20 protein-coding genes and 1 pseudogene are annotated in these 15,269 nt (G+C 70.5%); 13 read left to right on the top strand and 8 right to left on the bottom strand.

What is annotated here, in order from left to right:
• Positions 1 to 394, bottom strand: a 394-nt coding sequence (locus WEB03_RS09770) for a site-specific integrase (protein WP_368070762.1), incomplete at its 3' end; no start/stop codon positions are given.
• A 185-nt stretch (positions 395 to 579) separates the two neighbouring features.
• On the opposite strand from WEB03_RS09770, the gene WEB03_RS09765 reads away from it, so the two are divergent.
• The 4 genes from WEB03_RS09765 (at position 580) to WEB03_RS09750 (ending at position 4,650) form a co-directional block, all read left to right on the top strand.
• Positions 580 to 2,451: a tyrosine-type recombinase/integrase gene (locus WEB03_RS09765; RefSeq protein WP_368070761.1), complete on the top strand. Its 1,872-nt coding sequence runs from the start codon at positions 580 to 582 to the stop codon at positions 2,449 to 2,451.
• On the top strand, positions 2,448 to 3,338 hold the full coding sequence (locus WEB03_RS09760) for a hypothetical protein (protein WP_368070760.1): 891 nt from the start codon (positions 2,448 to 2,450) through the stop codon (positions 3,336 to 3,338). Before WEB03_RS09765 ends, WEB03_RS09760 begins: the two co-directional genes overlap by 4 nt.
• 375 nt (positions 3,339 to 3,713) lie before the next feature.
• Complete coding sequence (locus tag WEB03_RS09755) at positions 3,714 to 4,238, top strand: hypothetical protein (RefSeq protein WP_368070759.1); 525 nt, start codon at positions 3,714 to 3,716, stop codon at positions 4,236 to 4,238.
• A 40-nt stretch (positions 4,239 to 4,278) separates the two neighbouring features.
• Entirely contained in the window at positions 4,279 to 4,650 is a 372-nt protein-coding gene (locus WEB03_RS09750) for a hypothetical protein (protein ID WP_368070758.1), read from the top strand.
• A gap of 49 nt (positions 4,651 to 4,699) precedes the next feature.
• Here the strand turns inward: WEB03_RS09750 and WEB03_RS09745 are convergent, their stop codons facing one another.
• The 3 genes from WEB03_RS09745 to WEB03_RS09735 form a co-directional block, all read right to left on the bottom strand.
• Entirely contained in the window at positions 4,700 to 4,822 is a 123-nt protein-coding gene (locus WEB03_RS09745) for a hypothetical protein (RefSeq protein ID WP_368070757.1), read from the bottom strand.
• 75 nt (positions 4,823 to 4,897) lie between these two features.
• The gene (locus WEB03_RS09740; protein ID WP_368070756.1) at positions 4,898 to 5,167 is read right to left on the bottom strand and encodes a hypothetical protein; all 270 of its coding nucleotides are present in this window, start codon (positions 5,165 to 5,167) and stop codon (positions 4,898 to 4,900) included.
• A 1,492-nt stretch (positions 5,168 to 6,659) separates the two neighbouring features.
• Positions 6,660 to 7,250 (bottom strand): DUF6338 family protein, encoded by a 591-nt coding sequence (locus WEB03_RS09735; protein WP_368070755.1) that lies wholly within the window; start codon positions 7,248 to 7,250, stop codon positions 6,660 to 6,662.
• 361 nt (positions 7,251 to 7,611) lie between these two features.
• Here WEB03_RS09735 and WEB03_RS09730 point away from each other — a divergent pair, with 361 nt between their 5' ends.
• The 5 genes from WEB03_RS09730 to WEB03_RS09710 all read left to right on the top strand — a co-directional run bounded on the left by WEB03_RS09730 (position 7,612) and on the right by WEB03_RS09710 (position 9,767).
• Positions 7,612 to 7,842 (top strand): DUF433 domain-containing protein, encoded by a 231-nt coding sequence (locus WEB03_RS09730; RefSeq protein ID WP_368070754.1) that lies wholly within the window; start codon positions 7,612 to 7,614, stop codon positions 7,840 to 7,842.
• On the top strand, positions 7,839 to 8,039 hold the full coding sequence (locus WEB03_RS09725; protein ID WP_368070753.1) for a hypothetical protein: 201 nt from the start codon (positions 7,839 to 7,841) through the stop codon (positions 8,037 to 8,039). The genes WEB03_RS09730 and WEB03_RS09725 overlap by 4 nt, the downstream gene beginning before the upstream one ends.
• 40 nt (positions 8,040 to 8,079) lie before the next feature.
• A complete protein-coding gene (locus WEB03_RS09720; RefSeq protein ID WP_368070752.1) occupies positions 8,080 to 8,307 on the top strand; it encodes a hypothetical protein in 228 nt (75 codons plus the stop codon).
• Complete coding sequence (locus WEB03_RS09715; protein ID WP_368070751.1) at positions 8,304 to 8,480, top strand: hypothetical protein; 177 nt, start codon at positions 8,304 to 8,306, stop codon at positions 8,478 to 8,480. The genes WEB03_RS09720 and WEB03_RS09715 overlap by 4 nt, the downstream gene beginning before the upstream one ends.
• A gap of 129 nt (positions 8,481 to 8,609) precedes the next feature.
• On the top strand, positions 8,610 to 9,767 hold the full coding sequence (locus WEB03_RS09710; RefSeq protein WP_368070750.1) for a Fic family protein: 1,158 nt from the start codon (positions 8,610 to 8,612) through the stop codon (positions 9,765 to 9,767).
• Positions 9,768 to 9,803: 36 nt separating this feature from the next.
• Here WEB03_RS09710 and WEB03_RS09705 read toward each other — a convergent pair whose 3' ends face one another.
• The 4 genes from WEB03_RS09705 to WEB03_RS09690 form a co-directional block, all read right to left on the bottom strand.
• Positions 9,804 to 10,214 carry a hypothetical protein gene (locus WEB03_RS09705; protein WP_368070749.1) on the bottom strand — a complete coding sequence of 137 codons (411 nt, stop codon included), beginning with the start codon at positions 10,212 to 10,214 and terminating at the stop codon, positions 9,804 to 9,806.
• Positions 10,211 to 10,624, bottom strand: coding sequence for a hypothetical protein (locus tag WEB03_RS09700; RefSeq protein ID WP_368070748.1), 414 nt, complete (start codon positions 10,622 to 10,624; stop codon positions 10,211 to 10,213). Before WEB03_RS09700 ends, WEB03_RS09705 begins: the two co-directional genes overlap by 4 nt.
• 275 nt (positions 10,625 to 10,899) lie before the next feature.
• Positions 10,900 to 11,655 (bottom strand): hypothetical protein, encoded by a 756-nt coding sequence (locus tag WEB03_RS09695; RefSeq protein WP_368070747.1) that lies wholly within the window; start codon positions 11,653 to 11,655, stop codon positions 10,900 to 10,902.
• Positions 11,645 to 12,364, bottom strand: a complete 720-nt coding sequence (locus WEB03_RS09690; protein WP_368070746.1) for a helix-turn-helix domain-containing protein — start codon at positions 12,362 to 12,364, stop codon at positions 11,645 to 11,647. The genes WEB03_RS09695 and WEB03_RS09690 overlap by 11 nt, the downstream gene beginning before the upstream one ends.
• 179 nt (positions 12,365 to 12,543) lie before the next feature.
• On the opposite strand from WEB03_RS09690, the gene WEB03_RS09685 reads away from it, so the two are divergent.
• The 4 genes and pseudogenes from WEB03_RS09685 to WEB03_RS09670 all read left to right on the top strand — a co-directional run.
• Positions 12,544 to 13,104 carry a type IV toxin-antitoxin system AbiEi family antitoxin domain-containing protein gene (locus WEB03_RS09685; protein WP_368070745.1) on the top strand — a complete coding sequence of 187 codons (561 nt, stop codon included), beginning with the start codon at positions 12,544 to 12,546 and terminating at the stop codon, positions 13,102 to 13,104.
• Positions 13,097 to 14,014, top strand: a complete 918-nt coding sequence (locus tag WEB03_RS09680; protein ID WP_368070744.1) for a nucleotidyl transferase AbiEii/AbiGii toxin family protein — start codon at positions 13,097 to 13,099, stop codon at positions 14,012 to 14,014. Before WEB03_RS09685 ends, WEB03_RS09680 begins: the two co-directional genes overlap by 8 nt.
• A gap of 175 nt (positions 14,015 to 14,189) precedes the next feature.
• Complete coding sequence (locus WEB03_RS09675) at positions 14,190 to 14,888, top strand: helix-turn-helix domain-containing protein (RefSeq protein WP_368070743.1); 699 nt, start codon at positions 14,190 to 14,192, stop codon at positions 14,886 to 14,888.
• Between the two features lie 161 nt (positions 14,889 to 15,049).
• Positions 15,050 to 15,269, top strand: a pseudogene (locus WEB03_RS09670) (nucleotidyltransferase domain-containing protein); the annotation flags it as partial.

The raw sequence follows: 15,269 nt of genomic DNA, 5'->3' as shown, positions 1-15,269 counted from the left end.
GCCGGGCCAGCTCGTCGCTGGTCCAGGGATCGGGACGGCGCGAGTGCTGGGGCGGCGCGTTGACCTGCCGCGCGGGGTTGATCGCACCGCCGGGACGCTGACGACCGAGGTAGCTGTAGAGCTTTCGGAGGGCGAAGACCGCCAGGCTCCGTGACGAAGAGGACAAGCCGCGGTCGTAGAGGTCGATGATGTAGTCCTCGATGTCCTCAGGGGTGAGCTCGAGCAGCGGGGTCCCAGGCCGGTTGACGGTGAACCAGTCCACGGCGAGCCGGCAGCGCTGGGCGTAGGTCTTGCCGGTCCGTGTGGAGCAGCGGTCGACGGCGACGAGGAACTTGGCGAACCGGTCGTAGTCGGGCAGGTCGGGGCGGGGCAGGGGCTGGGCCTGGTGGCTCATGGTGGCGGTCCTTTGGTTGGTTGACCGCGTCGGGACCGTGAGCCGCCCCCGCAGGCGGGCAGTCACCTCGAAGACCGTTCACAGATGTGTGCGACTGACGCGCAGCAGCGGTGGTGGCGGGTGGCGCGCCAGGCCGGCTGCGCACGCTCGGTTGGCTGCGAGAACGTCACTTCAAGGAGGGCTTCGTGGCCGACCCCGACCGCACCGACGACCGCTCCGACGCTGACGACACCGACCGCATCGGCGATGACCGCACCGACACCGCGATCGGCCGCGCCGACGTCGGCCGGCCGGCCGACGTCGATCTCGGTCGGGGGCACGGCCTCGCGGCGCGCGAGGGCGTGGGTGGCGCTTCGACCGTCGAAGGTGCGGGAGAGGTGGTGCTGGCGTCGACGGTCGCCGTGTCTGCTGCGGTGGAGGAGCATCCGGCTGCCGTGTACCTGGCGCGTCTGGCACCGTCGGGGCGGCGCTCGCAACGCTCCGCGTTGACGACGATCGCGGGGCTGGTGACCGGCGGCCGGGCGGATGTGGTGTCGCTGCCGTGGCACCAGCTGCGTTACGTGCACACCCAGGCGGTGCGGACCTTGTTGGTGGACCGGTACGCCCCGGCGACGGTGAACCGGCAGCTGTCGGCGCTGCGCGGGGTCCTCAAGGAGTGCTGGCGGCTCGGGTTGATGTCCGCGGAGGACTACCGGCGTGCCGCCGATCTCGACCCGGTCCGCGGGTCGACGCTGCCGGCCGGGCGGGCGCTGACCGCTGGGGAGCTGTCGGCGCTGTTCACCTCGTGCGCCGCGGGAGCGCCGGGCGATGTCCGTGACGCGGCACTGCTGGCGGTGCTCTACGGCGGCGGGCTGCGCCGTGCGGAGGCGGTGGCGCTCGATGTGGCCGACTACGACCCGGGGCAGGGGCAGCTGTCGGTCCGGCGCGGCAAGGGCCGCAAGGCCCGCCTCGCCTACACGACCGCCGGAACCGGGCAGGCGCTCGCGGCGTGGCTCGAGGTGCGCGGCGAGGTGTCGGGGCCGCTGTTCTGCCCGGTCGACAAGGCGGGGGCGGTGCGGGTGGAGCGGCTGTCGGGGCAGGCGGTCCGCCAGCTGCTGCTGCGTCGCGCCGCGAGGGCTGGGGTGGCGGCGTTCTCGCCGCACGATCTGCGGCGCACGTTCATCTCCGATCTGCTCGATCGGGGCGCGGACATCGCGGTCGCCCAGCAGCTGGCCGGTCCCGCGAACCCGGCCACGACGGTGCGTTACGACCGGCGTCCAGACGCGGTCAAGCGGCGGGCGGTGGCGGTTCCGTTCACGGGCGGCCGACAGGAGGGAGGGGGCGGCCCGGTAGCGATGACTGTGCGGACACCCCGGTCCGTTCGGCGCCTGCTGCAGCAGCTGACCCCACCCCGACCGTGTCCGCGGACCCACCGGCAGCAAGACGCCGGTCGACGGTCGCCGGACCCGGTCGATGGCGGACCCCGCCGGGGAGAGTTACGGCGGGGTCGCGGCAGCCAGGAGGAGGCGCCTCCACCGACCGTGCGGAGCGCCCCGCCGCACGCAACCAGGTCGGCGCTTCCGGCCGGCAGGAACCGTCGTGGCGGTCGAACGCGGCGTGGAGATCTTCGCCACCGCACCTGCCGACGCCAGCCGGCCGGGCCCGCCCGGTGGGGGTGGTTGCGCGGATCGAGGGTGGCAGGACGGGACACAACGTCGGCGGCCGCCGAGACGCCCGTCTCACCGTCGACGTCAGGAGGACCGACCGTGCCAACCTTCCACCGACCACCTGATCGTCGCGTGACGCCGCCGAGCGTGCCACCGGCCCGCGCGCTGACCCCGACCGCGCGGCGGCTCCACCGCCTGCTCGCCGACCTCGATGAGCGACAGCTCGACGCGGTGACCAACGAGTGGTTCGCCGCCCGGCTCGGCGTGAGCGCCCGTTCGGTGACCACCGCCCTCTCGCGGCTTTCGGCCGCCGGGCTGATCACCATCGAGTCCCGTCGCGGACACCCCCGCAGCGACCGTGCCGGCCGCACCATCCGGCTGACGGGCCGCGAGGGCGGTGAGCGTCGATGAGCGACACGACCTCGCTTCAGGACGGCCTGGCGCCGGTGTACCTCGGTGACCTCTGGGGCCGGCCGGTGCTGTTCCTCGACTACGAGGCCTCGGTCGAGGTCGCCATCACCCGGCTGCGCCAGCTCGGTGCCGAGCAGCACGACGGCGCCCGCGTGGCCTACTGGCGGCTCGATCACGCCATCAACGGCGACCGCGCCCGCCAGCTCGGTGCCTGGGTCGACCAGCACCGCCCATGCCTGGTCGTCCTCGACGGCGTCACCCGCGCGACCGCGCTCTACGGCATCGACGCCGATACCGACAACGCCGGCTACACCCGGTGGGCCGGCGAGATCCAGCTCGCCTGCCGGGTCGAGGGCGCGGCCACCGATCCGGCACTGCTGCTCATCGACCACATCTCGGAGAAGACCGGCAGCGGCCTCAACGCCCGTGGGGTGACCGCCAAGCGCGACGCCGTGACCGGGTCCGCGTTCGTGCTCCGCGGCGGCCCCGTCAGCCCCACCCGGCCGGTCCGGCTCGCCCTGATCCGCGGCAAGTGCCGACACGGCGGCGAACGTGACACCCCCGCCGCGGCGGTCACGGTCGAACCCGGCCAGGACGGCCGGCTGACGGTGCGCTTCGACGCACCCGACGCCTCGACCCGGACGGTGCTCGACGCCCGCCAGCACCAGCTGCACGAACGCCTCTGCGGCCTCCTCGAGGCCGACGGTCCCGCGTCGCAGCGGGCGCTGTGCCACGCGGTCGGCGGCGATGACAAGGCGACCATCCAGGCGATCCAGCAGCTGGTCGCCGACGGCTACATCGAGCGGGACACCAACGGCACCAAGTCCGGCGGGCACTACCCGTTCCGGTCGGCGCGGCCCTACCAGCCCGCCGACGCCGCCGCGTGAAACGCCGCAGCCGAGCGGTGCGGCGGCCGACACGGCCGCCGCACCGTTTGCCGGCTCCCTGCCGCCGCCCCGAGCCGGCGCACCACCAGCGGCGGCAACGCCGCCCCGCGTGTTCTCGCAGGTCACAGCGGTATCCGCCGGGTGTGCGGCACCGGAATCGGCGTGCCGGCCGGGACACAACAACAAGACCACACCCGACCACGGCGGCTGTCGGACCCCACCCGCCGCGCACCCTGAGGCACCGACGTTTCGAGTGTGATGTGAGCCCCTACGAGCTGCTCGGTCTCCGCACCGACGCGACCGACGCACCAGGTACGTGCCGCCTACCGGCGTGCCGCCCGCGCCACCCACCCCGACCACGGCGGCGACCCGGACGTGTTCGCCGCCGTCGAGCAGGCCTACCGGACCCTGACCGGCCGCGCCCTTCACCGCGACGACGGCCGCGACGACGGCCGCGACGACGGCCGCGACGACGGCCGGGACGACGAACGCGCCGGCGGGGACACTGCGGCCGAGCTCCCACCGCCAGCGCCCGGCCCGTGGCGCCAGAGCTTCGACTGGCCCCTCGTGCAACGCGGCGCGCTGGTCGTCCTCGCCGCGCTTCGTCTCGCCGGCACGGGCGGCGTCGTGGCAGCCGTGATCGGCCTCTGGGCCGCCGTGGTGGCCCTGCCGTTCGCCGTCGCGGTCTGGATGCTCTGCGCCGCGGTCGCTGCGTTGCGCCCGACCGCGCCCGGCCGCCGCGGCACCCGGGCCGCTGTGCGGCGGCGTCTGCGGCTCTCACAGGTCGCGGCGGGCGTGGCTGCGCTACCGCTCGCGGTGCTCGTGTGCGTCGTCAGCGGCTGGACGCTCGCCCGGCTCGTGCAGCTCGTCGCCACGGTCGTTCTGTGGGCCCTGCGGTGAGACGGATGCCCCGATCCTCGCCGCCCGGCACGGTGCAGCGATGCACGTCACCCAGCTGCCCACCGGCGGGTTCTTCGCCTTCTGCGGCCCCGTCTGCGTCGAAGGCTGGCTCGATGACGGCGGCGCTGCCCACCTCGCAGACCTCGTCGTCGCCGTCCCCGGCGGGCCGCCGTGGTGCCTGCACTGCCACCACTGCGCCGCCCGATGCTGGCGCCACCGCGACTGCCCGCTGTGCCCCGACTGCGCCGACGGCCGCTGGTCCGCGACCGCGCAGGCGGCCAAGTTCGCGGTCGCGCTCGTCGCCGACGGCGACCACGACGTGCCACCGGGCGCCTACGAGCAGGCTCGCCAGTTCTGCGCCCGCGGGTTCGACCCCGTCTTCGCCGCACGCCTGGTCCGAGCCACCGGCTGACCGGCGACACCGCCGCGGTCCCGCCGTGGCTCAGCAGCGCTGGCCAGGCCTACTCGACGCTCAGCGCGGACAGCGTCTCGGTGATCTCGTCAACGAGGGTGGGCCCGTACTCGACGCTGGTCGCCCACACCCGCCGATCGTTGATCCGCTCCGGCGTCAGCGCCCTCGGCAACGAGCGCCGTGATGTGCTCGAGCACGCTCTCCGCGGCGAGGAGTTCGACGCTCGCCTGCCGCAGCCGATCGGCCGTCACGCCGCGTGGGACTGGCCCGTGCCGACGGCCCGCCCGGGTCTCGCACCCGGGGCCTCGGCATCGACCACCTCTGGCCGCCACCCCAGCCGACCCTCGACGTCGTCCTCGAACGCGACGATGTCGAAGTAGGTCCGACCCTGTTCGACATCGGCGACCACCTCACCGGCCCCGTCGCCGTGCCGAAGGTTCGACAAGCCCCGCTCGTCAGCCAGGCGCGACAGCAGCCGGTGCGCCGCGTCGAGCTCGCGTACTTCCGGTCGGATCATCACGAGCACCTCCACCACCATCATGCCAGCGCAGCGCGACCACGTCACCCGGCCCCGCCGCTATGGCCGAGACCGCATCACGCTGATGTTCGATCTACCCAGACATTCACGGTGGGCGACGGTACTGCCGCCGAGAACGAGGTCAGCTCGAGCCAGACCAACAACGACGGTGCGCGTCAGTACTCGGTCTCCGGTCTGGACGACGACGAGGACTACGTCCTCACGCTGTTCCCGGCCGAGGATGTCTCGATCGATGACGACGGTGTCGTCTCGTTCGATGACACCGAGGGCACCGACAACGCCGGCAACGGCGAGGCCGACAACCAGGGCAACACCAACGCCGAGATCGAGGTCGTCAACGGTTCCACTGTTGCAGACGGCACCGACGAGGTCGTGGTTCCCCCGGTCAACGGCACGATCAACTTCACGATCGACTCGACCGTCGCTGAGGCTGTCCGTCCGGTTCTGTTCTCGGACGAGGATGGCGACGACGACCTGGACCTGGACGCGGACGACCAGCCCACCGAAGACTTCGGTGTGGGTGGCGCCAAGACCTGGATCCCGGCCGAGGCCGCAGCCGGTGAGTTTGACGTCGATGTGACCAGCGTCAACAAGGACGCGAACCGCTTCGTCGGTGATGGTGCGAGCGCTGAGGACGACGGCAGCTACTACTACGACTCCAACGACGTCTTCCGGGTCAGCAATGCGCCGGTCACGATGGCGACGTTCGAGGCCCGTCTGTCCACCGGTGACGACGTCGATGGCATCTACGCCACTGACGAGGATCTGCAGTCGACCTTCAACCTCACCGACACCTCGCCGACCGCTCCCGAGAACGTCGCCGCTTCGGCCACGGACTCGGACACGGTTGAGGTGACCTGGACCGAGCCCGACAGTGGCGAGCCGGATGAGTACATCATCTACCGCTACGAGCTCGACGAGGACGAGACCGCTCTGGACTGCCCCGACGCCACCACGGCTTCGGGTCTGGCCGAGTACGAAGAGGTCGGTCGTGTCGATGGTGACGCTGACGACCTCGAGTTCGTCGACGAGCCGGTCAACGACGAGACGCGCCGAGCTGCGTGGCCGGATCCGCGAGAAGCCCGGCCTGTGGCGCTACCTGCGCGTCACCGCCTCGGGGCTGCTGCGCATCCTCCCAACAGCCAGAATCGCCGCTCGACGCGCCTCTACATTCTGTTCAAGCCAGGCGTGGCAGTCGGACCTCACCGCTTGGGGTCAGCCGGATGCTCCTGGGGCAGCTGTGCCCTCATCGTGACCGTGACGACCGCGCCGTTCGTGCGGGGTTCGAGTTCTCAGCGGGCGGGCCGCCGCCAGGTGCGCCGTCGCCACGTGACGTGTTCGCCCCGTTCGTACGTGGCCCGCCACCGCTCGCGTTCGGCTGGCCGACCTGCGATGGGCGTACGTGAGGGCCGGAGACACCCCCGCGCTTGTACGTACCGGTGCGCTGTGGTCTTGGCATCAGTCGCTCGACTCATCGACGTGCTCTTCTGTGTGGAAGGTACCGGTGTCCTGGTCGTCGTCGAGATCTCCATCGCCGACGTAGGCGAACTTCACTATGTCCACGTCGTCCCAACAACAGCTCCCGAGCCTCCGGATAGAGCGATGCGTGTGCGAGCATCCGGCCACCCTCGTGGGCACCCCAGAAGCCGCCGACCCACCCTCCACGCTTCAGGCGAACCCGGACGTAGCCCGGCGTGCGTCCGACGAGCAGGTGGTCCCCCGAAGAGGGCGCCGAAGCGCCCGCCTCGAAGGCTTCACGTCCGAAGACTCGCGCGAGCAAGCTCAACACCGGGGATCGTCCGGTGATGCGGGTCAGGGCTGCGTTACCGGCACCAAGGAGGGCAGGCACCACCACGTACAGGAGGCCCAGCACGTAGATCGACCACGGCCGCTGTTCGAGCAACGCCGCGCTGTTGCCCGACAGGACGGCCTGGACGATGTGATAGGTCGGGACGGCGAGCAACGCGTGGATGGCCGCTGACGTGGTGATGTACCGGGTCAGCTGGTCAGGAAGCGAGGACCGGCCTTGTCCGAGCTGGCCGTCGTAGGTGGCGACGAACACGGCACCGGGGACGATGCCTGTCTGTGTCGTCCACCCACGGCTGCTGTCGTACCGGCCTCAGCCGGCCCCGAGATCGTCAGCCTCGCCTCGCTCGCAGCGAGTAGGCGGAATGGATGGATCCAGTAGCTGAGGATCTGTGCCAGGAGCCCGGCTTGCTCTTCGGCAGGGCCGGGGCTCCGGTCGTTCCTGGCAGTCTGTGGGTGGGAAGTCCTCAACGACCCCGCTGTACGCGCCGCCGCCCAACTGACGCACCAGCACCTCACAGCCAACTGAACGGCTGACGGCTCCTGGTGACGTCCCGTCCCGCCGGCGTACACTACGCAGGCTGCTGACGCTCTGCTCAGTGGCTCGGGAGCTGACGATGACCTACCAGCGCATCACCACCGACCCCGCGCAGATGGCCGGCCAGCCCTGCATCCGCGGGCTACGCATCCCCGTGGCAAGCGTCCTGGCGATGCTCGCCGATGGGATGGACGCGGCCGAGATCCTCGAGGCCTACCCCGACCTCGAGGCGGCCGACATCAACGAGGCGCTCCGCTACGCCGCCGAAGCCCTCCGCGAGCGTGAGCTGCCGCTGCGTCAGCCGGCGTGAAGCTGCTGCTCGACAACCTGCCCGCCGTCGAGCCCGACCTTGACGCCGGCGCGCTGGTCGTCATCGAGGACACCCGGCTCCGCATCCGGATGAGCGCGTGGCAGGCATCGCTCGAGGAGCGCCTCGAACAGGACGCCGTTGGCGGTCTGCCGGTCGCCGAGATCGCCAAGCTCCTCGCCCGGCTCCGCCCCGGCTGATGCACTGCCGTTCGGATCGGCTGCGCAGTACGCTGGATCCATGGCCATCACCATCGACGCTGCACAGCTACAGGCCCGCCTGGAGGAGTTCCTGGCACGGGCCGCCCGCGGCGAGCGCATCGTGGTCCGCGGTGAGGACGGCCGTTCGGTCTCTCTCGGTCCGGCCGAGACCGCCGCCACAGCTGAGGTCCCGGCCACTGGCGTCCGACGACGTCACCGCAGTGCCCGCACCGTCGCCGAGGTGCTGGCTGAAGACCGCGGGGCGTGACCCTCTACGTCGACACCAGCGCGCTGCTCAAGCTCTACGTCGAAGAGGCGGAGAGCAGCGCGTGTGAGGCCTACCTGGGCAGCGACGACGACTGGGTGACCGGCCGCCACACGTTCGACCTGCGACTCGGTGAAGTTGCCACACGATCGGGGCTGACGGTCGTCGTGCCGTAGCCGCAGCCTCCCACTCGGCGGGTGACGCCTCGGGCTGGATCCCGTCCGCGAGGTCAGACCGTTCTCTCAACGGTGGTTGGCCTCCGGTAGTGTTTCCCAACAGAAGTCCGTATGTCGTTGGGAAACGCCGTGGACGATGCAACGTTCGTTGAGAGGACCTTCGGACGGATTGAGCGTGTCCCCGGCCCCTACGGCTACGACCACTACGTCCCGGCCCCACTCCCACGCACGTTGCAGCTCGACGCCAGGACCACCCGAGCGCTGTCCGAAGCCGACCGGGCGATAGGTCGGCTGGCAGGGACCGGACGTCTCCTTCCCAACCCCCACCTGCTGGTCCAGCCGTACCTGCTGACCGAGGCGCTCGCCAGCTCCCGGATCGAGGGCACGCAGGCTTCGCTCACCGACGTCCTCGAAGCCGCGGTCGACGACGAGGAGTCCCCGGACATCGACGTCCGGGAGGTGCAGAACTACATCGCGGCGTTCGAGACCGCACGACGACGACTGGGTGAGCTCCCACTGTCGCTTCGCCTGATCCGCGAGGCTCACGAACGGCTCCTGCGCAACGTCCGGGGCAAGGAGAAGCACCCCGGCGACTTCCGTATCACGCAGAACTGGATCGGAGCGCCGGGCGGGACGTTGGAGGACGCGACCTTCGTCCCGCCTCGCCACGAGCCGGAGATGCAGGCCGCACTCAGGGACTGGGAGGCCCTGCTCCACGAGCGCGACCTCGACCTGCCACCGCTGGTCGTCTGTGGGTTGCTGCACTACCAGTTCGAGACGATCCACCCCTTCCTCGACGGCAACGGCCGGCTCGGGCGCCTCCTGATCATCCTCTACCTCATGGATGTCGGAGAGCTACCCGAACCCCTCCTCTACCTCAGCCCGTACTTCGAACGGGATCGCCCGACGTACTACGCGCGCCTCCAAGCGGTTCGAGAACGTGGGGAGATGCAGGCTTGGCTCCAGTACTTCCTCGTCGGCGTCGCCACTCAGGCGAAGGACGCGGTCGATCGCGCGGAACGCCTGCTCGACCTCCAGACGGAGTGGCGGACCCGGCTGGCAGGCGATCGCAGCTACGCACCGCACGTCATCGACCTGCTCTTCGCCACGCCGTTCATCACGACGCAGCGCGTCATGCGAGCCCTCTCGGTGACCAACGCCGGTGCGAACAGCGTGCTGCGGCGGCTCGAGAAGGTCGGCATCCTCGAACGAGCCCACGTAGGAGGTCGGGGCGGACGCATCACCTGGGTCGCCCCTGCCATCCTCGACCTTCTCGTTGACCCGTAGCCGCCGCGGCTGTCGGGGGGCTGGCCCGCTCGTGCTTCAGACGCGCACGGGTCGTACAGGCCGGTCGCCTGCAACCCGCGTGATGTCGCCCGGGTCGCTGGTGAGGACCACCACCTCGTCGTGTGGCAGCGGCCGGACCGCCGCACCGAGGTGGGCGTCAGCGACGCTGACCGTCAGCTCGTCAGCGATGGTCGCCGCGACGTTCGCCGCCCCTGCATCGAGCGTGTGGTCGGCGATGCGCAACCGGTTGATCGCTGAGGCCGCTGGCCGGGTGCGGTCCCATCCAGCCTCCACCCGAACCGACGTCGGGACCACGACCGCCACCTCGCGTCCGCGCCGACGCCGCCCGACAACACCAGCGAGGTGAGCGAGCACCTGCCGGTGCTTCGGATGGCGCTCGTCGCGCAGCGCCTGCACGGCCTCGTTGTCGAGGACCAGCGCCCTCATGCGGGCACGGCCAGTTGCGCCTCAGCCCACAGGAGCACGTCGTCGGCGTCAGCCTCGGGATGGCTGGCCACAACCTGGGCGGCGGCGCGCTCGACAAGCTCGGGACGGTCCGCCAGCGGCGATCCGTCCTGGGCTGCGAGCGCGAGGGCGACCTCAGCCAGGGACGGCCGTACGTGCGGGTGCTGGCCGAAGTGGCCCTCGAGCGCGGCTTCGGTTACGGCCGTGTCCAGCGCGCGCCGCAACGCCGTCGCCGTCAGGCTCGTCGTGCTCCCTGCAACGCCAAGATGTTGCACCGCGAGCGCGGCCGCATCCCGAAGCGCTGCGGGTAGACGCATCGACGTGTTCACGGTCGCATCACCGTCGGCGTCGAGCAGACGGTTGATCTCGTCGAGAACGCTGAGCTCAGCCATGAACCCGACTGTACCACGCTCTCGTGGTACGGCAAGGGGCGGGTCGTCGCGCAGGACGTTTGCGCGTACATCGACAACACCCGCTGCCGAACTCAGCCTGCGGTGAGCTCGGCGCCGCAAGACCCGACCTCACCGGCGCGCAGCTTCCGGCTGACGGCGAGCTCACCCGTCGGACCTCATCGATCCGGCGTGCAGCGAGCTTACGAACGGCCGCCGACGACTTAGGGCACGACGCCCGTATGGCTTCGTGCAGCGCAGCACGGAACGCCACCGCATCATCTCGGTGTGGGCCCCTGGGCGAGGAACCTTCGGGTGGCTTGGGCTTGCGGTCGCAGGTCAGGGTCGAGGACGTGCCAGTGTGGCTCGGGTGCGTCGCGCAGCGCCTTGCGCTCCTTGCTGGTGATGCCGTCCGCGACCGCGCGCAGGTCGGTGGCGCAGGCAAAGAGGACCGCCAGGTCCTCTGGGTGGCGCTCGGGACGGTGTTCCGGATCGGACGTGGGGCCACGGTCCTTGGCCGCAGCGCGGGCCTTGATGATGAGCGCGCCCAGTAGATCGGGCACCGGTAGCCGCCCCTGACGGTCGCCGACCACGACATGGCGGACAGCGGTGCGGCGCAGCGCCTGGCTTCCACCGGGTATCGACACGGTCGTGAGTGGCGGGACGGTGGTGATGTCGGTGCGCGCGCCGAGGCCATCCGGCGCCAGCACGTCGAGCAGCAGTTCGTCTTTAACGAAGCGGAACCCGACGTCGTCGGCTCTCGGATGGTCGGGGTGCATCTCCCAGCCGAGTCGTTCGAGGGTGGCGACCAGGCGGCGAGTGGCCAGCGTGACGCCGCGAGTATCGGCAAGCGCGTCGGCGTCACGGGTGGTGCGGCGGGCGTCGAGACCTGCGGCGTGTGCGTGGAGCATCACCATGAGCGCGCCGATGAGTGTCCAGCCCTTCGGTTGCGCGTCGGCGACGTCGAGCAGCGCGTTCCAGAGGCGCCCCTCGGCGCCCTGGTGGGGGAGGCGGATCGGTCGGTCAGCGGCCACGGGGGTCGTCCTCCCGCCAGGCGCCGATCCCATCGCGCCACAGGCTCCATCCGGCGCCGATGGCGCGGGCCTCGCCGGACTCGATCAGGTCGAGCGCGACGACGGGCGCGGCGGCCACCCCATGCTCATGCTCTGGCACGTGGTCGGTCTCGACGTGCCGGACGACCACGTTGGCGACACCGACGGCCACCTCGAGGTCCGCGGCGTACTCGTGCGCGAGCCGGTCGGTCACAGGGGAAGGGAGGTAGACCTCGAGGGGGCCGCTGCTCCCGACGAGATCGGCGCCGACCAGTTCGGCTGCGGAGCGTCCAGCGAGCACGCATCCGGGTTCGGCGGCGAGGTCGCCGAGCAGTGAGGGGTGGACGTGCCAGAACGAGATGGCAGCGCGCTTGCGCAGCCGGCCGGCGAGCTGCTGGGGGTCGTCGTGTCGTAGGTGGTGGCGCAGCTGCGACAGGCGCGAGGCGGACACCGGTCCAAGCCGTTGGTCGGCCAACAGGTGCAGCAGCATCCACGAGGCGGCCGGGGAGAACGGCCGTCCGACGGGACGGCGAGCTGCGCGAACCTGGCGGAGGTGATCAGGATCGACCACGACGCGACCGGCGAACTTCGATGCCCTGACCTGCCCCTGGGCGATCAGCTGTCGGACCGCAGAGGGCGAGACGCCGAGTGCATCGGCGGCTTCGCGCACCGACAGTCCGGGAGCTGACATCTAGCGTCCCTCCAGCCCTCAACCCGCCGATAGTTTACGCAACTCTGTTCAAAGCGCAAGGGTTGAAGAAACATCGGGTGCGCGACGACCCGCTGCCGCCGCCTCCTGGCCGAGCAGGTTCCGCCAAGAGTTTACTGATACCGGTAAAGTCTCGCCAAAGTCAGACTCGGAGGGTGAGTGTGGTCGAGAGCTACCGGCAGCAGCTGTTCGAGGTGGCGTTGGACCAGTACGGCTACGTGAGCACCGCCGATGCCCACGAGCTGGACATCCCGGTGGTCGAGCTGGGGAAGCTGGCCCACCGGGGCCGGCTCGAACAAGTCGCCTACGGCATCTACCGCTTCCCAGAGCTACCCGCCGGCGAGTACGGCCCCTACCTGTTGGCGACCCTGTGGGCCGGCCGCCGTGGGGTTCTGAGCCACGAGACCGTCCTGGCTCTCCACGATCTGGGTGACCTCAACCCCACCAGCATCCACCTGACCGTGCCCGTCGGCTACCGGCCCCGCCGTCGAGGCGGGCAGCTGTACACCGTCCACCATCAGGACCTCGAGGAGGCGGATCTGGGCTGGTTCGAGGGCATCCGTACCGTCACCCCCCGCGTTGCCATCGTCCAGTGCATCAGCGATGGCACCCCGACCTACCTCACCCGACAGGCCACCGAGATGGCCCGCGAACGCGGCCTGCTGACCGCCGACGAGCGCGACCACCTGACAGGGCTACTCGAGGACGCCACGCATGCCTGACCACCCCCTGCCCGACCTGCCGCCACGCGGCAGAGAACCCCACTCCAAACGCCACCTCGACGCATGGATCGACCAGGCCGCGAACCGCGCCGGGATCGTCAGCAGTCGGCTCGGATGGCTGGTCGCCTCCAGCGTCGTCATCGCTGCCCTCCAACGTGCCCGCGACCCGGATGGTGGCGCCCGGTTCTTGCTCAAGGGCGGAGCCTGGCTCGAGCTTCGGCTCGGCCTGCAGGCACGCGCAACCGCCGACATCGACCTGCTCTTCCGCGGCGACTTCGACGACCTTCTCGCGACCCTTGACGACGTCCTTGCCACCCCCTGGGGCGCGCTGGAACTGCAACGCGGCCAGGTGAGCGCCATCGACCGCGCCCAACGTCTCATCAAGCCACGTCGCTTCGACATCCGCTTACAGGTCCGGGGGCGGACGTGGCGCCGTATCCAGGTCGAAGTCTCCCCCGACGAGGGCGACGCCGGCGCGCGTTCCGAGACGGTGGCACCACCTCTACTCGATCACTTCGGGTTGCCATCGCCCGGGGAGCTGGCCGGGATCGTGATGGACTACCAGGTCGCCCAGAAGCTGCACGCCTGCACCGACCCCCACGACCCGCCGACGCAGGTCAACGACCGTGTCCGTGACCTCGCCGATCTGTTCCTCATCCGTGACGCCTTCTACGCCGACCCCTCGGACCTGCACGATCTTCGGGCCGCGTGTCGGGACGTGTTCTCCGTGCGTGCCGGCGAAGCCGACCAGCTCGGTGCCCGGCCCCGTCCCTGGCCCCCAACGATCCAACACCTCGATCACTGGAACGCCGACTGGGCCCGACTCGCCGCTGACCTCCACCTCCCCGAGCGTCTCGACACGGCCGTGATCGACCTCAACCGGTGGATCGCCCGTATCGAGCAGGAATGACGAGCGCGTCGCGTCGTGCTGACAGCGTGCACGCTGTTGCGATGCTCAGTGAGCGAGATGGGGAGGTTCGCCGGCGCCATCACACGGCTCTGCACCACGCCACGGGACTCCATCGTTGCGGGAACTGGATCGTTAGCGATACGGTTCACGCAACCGAAGGCGGCGAGTGCTGCAGTTGCGCGACGTACTGGATGCCGATCAAGCGGCAGCCCGGCTCGGGGTGCCGGTCATCAAGCTGCGTGCGCTGATCCGCTCCGGCGAGTTGTACGCGCAGCGTCGCGCAGACCGGTGGTTCGTCCCGGTCGCCGAGGTGCGTCGGCTCGAGGGGCTACCCCGACCCAACGGGCGGCCCTACTCCGCGCAGGCCGCGTGGCCGTTGCTCGCGCTTCTCTCCGGTGAGCGGCCGTCGGGGTTGTCCGCGCCGCGGCTGTCGCAGCTGCGACGCCACCTGCGTGAATCGGACCCCGTGGAGCTGGCAGGGCGGCTGCGGCATCGGGCCCGCCGCCAACTCGTGTTCGTCCACCCCTCGCAGCTCGAGCTGCTGGCTGGCGACCCGCGGGTGGTGCCGAGCGGTTGGGGCGTGGCCGAGCAGGCTGGAGTGCCGCTGCTGGCGGCCGATGACGTGCCGATGGAGCTCTACATCGCACAGCGCGACCTGGCCGCGGTGCGCGAGCAGTACCTGATCGCCGACGCTGACGAGGCGGCCAACGCCGTGCTGCGTGTCGTCGGCGACCGCATCGCCGTGCCGCAGGTCGACGGTGTCGCCGCAGCGCCCGTGGTGGCGCTCGATCTGCTCGAAGCTGGCGACCCACGTGCCGTGGAAGCCGCCCGACAGATGTTCGCCCGTCTCGTGCAGGCCTACCGTGGCAGATGAGCCGCTGCGCCGACGTGCCCGTGGCACTGGGGTCCGGGTGCTCGGCCTCCCCGTGTCGTTCCGTTGAGATGAGATCGCAGCGCAGTCGGATGCCCATCGAGCAGGGAACGAGTACTATCCTACTCGTGTGAGTAGTATTTTACTCGAACGAGGAGTGCGTCATGGAGCTGCAACGGCCTCTCGCGGTGGTGACTCCGACTCTCGACGGTGACGTGTTGTGCGTGCTCGCCGGCGCTGATGCCACCTTCACCGGTCGTCAGGTTGCGCGGCTGCTCCCGAGCCACTCGCAGAAGGGGATCAACAACGTCCTTCGTCGACTTACCGAACAGGGCATCGTCACGATGGCCGTTGCGGGACCCGCGCACCTGTACAGCCTCAACC

This window comes from Nitriliruptor sp. (assembly GCF_040882075.1).
In the GTDB taxonomy this organism is placed as follows: domain Bacteria; phylum Actinomycetota; class Nitriliruptoria; order Nitriliruptorales; family Nitriliruptoraceae; genus Nitriliruptor.
The sequence above is the reverse complement of the archived record's forward strand: the minus strand, read 5'-3'. Positions and strand labels throughout refer to the sequence as shown.

Excerpts from the sequence above, each read along its gene's own strand:
- WEB03_RS09760 (WP_368070760.1), top strand. The coding sequence starts at position 2,448 with ATGAGCGACACGACCTCGCTTCAGGACGGCCTGGCGCCGGTGTACCTC.
- WEB03_RS09700 (WP_368070748.1), bottom strand. The coding sequence starts at position 10,624 with ATGGCTGAGCTCAGCGTTCTCGACGAGATCAACCGTCTGCTCGACGCC.
- WEB03_RS09740 (WP_368070756.1), bottom strand. The coding sequence starts at position 5,167 with ATGATCCGACCGGAAGTACGCGAGCTCGACGCGGCGCACCGGCTGCTG.
- WEB03_RS09690 (WP_368070746.1), bottom strand. The coding sequence starts at position 12,364 with ATGTCAGCTCCCGGACTGTCGGTGCGCGAAGCCGCCGATGCACTCGGC.
- WEB03_RS09750 (WP_368070758.1), top strand. The coding sequence starts at position 4,279 with ATGCACGTCACCCAGCTGCCCACCGGCGGGTTCTTCGCCTTCTGCGGC.
- WEB03_RS09730 (WP_368070754.1), top strand. The coding sequence starts at position 7,612 with ATGACCTACCAGCGCATCACCACCGACCCCGCGCAGATGGCCGGCCAG.
- WEB03_RS09680 (WP_368070744.1), top strand. The coding sequence starts at position 13,097 with ATGCCTGACCACCCCCTGCCCGACCTGCCGCCACGCGGCAGAGAACCC.
- WEB03_RS09720 (WP_368070752.1), top strand. The coding sequence starts at position 8,080 with ATGGCCATCACCATCGACGCTGCACAGCTACAGGCCCGCCTGGAGGAG.
- WEB03_RS09705 (WP_368070749.1), bottom strand. The coding sequence starts at position 10,214 with ATGAGGGCGCTGGTCCTCGACAACGAGGCCGTGCAGGCGCTGCGCGAC.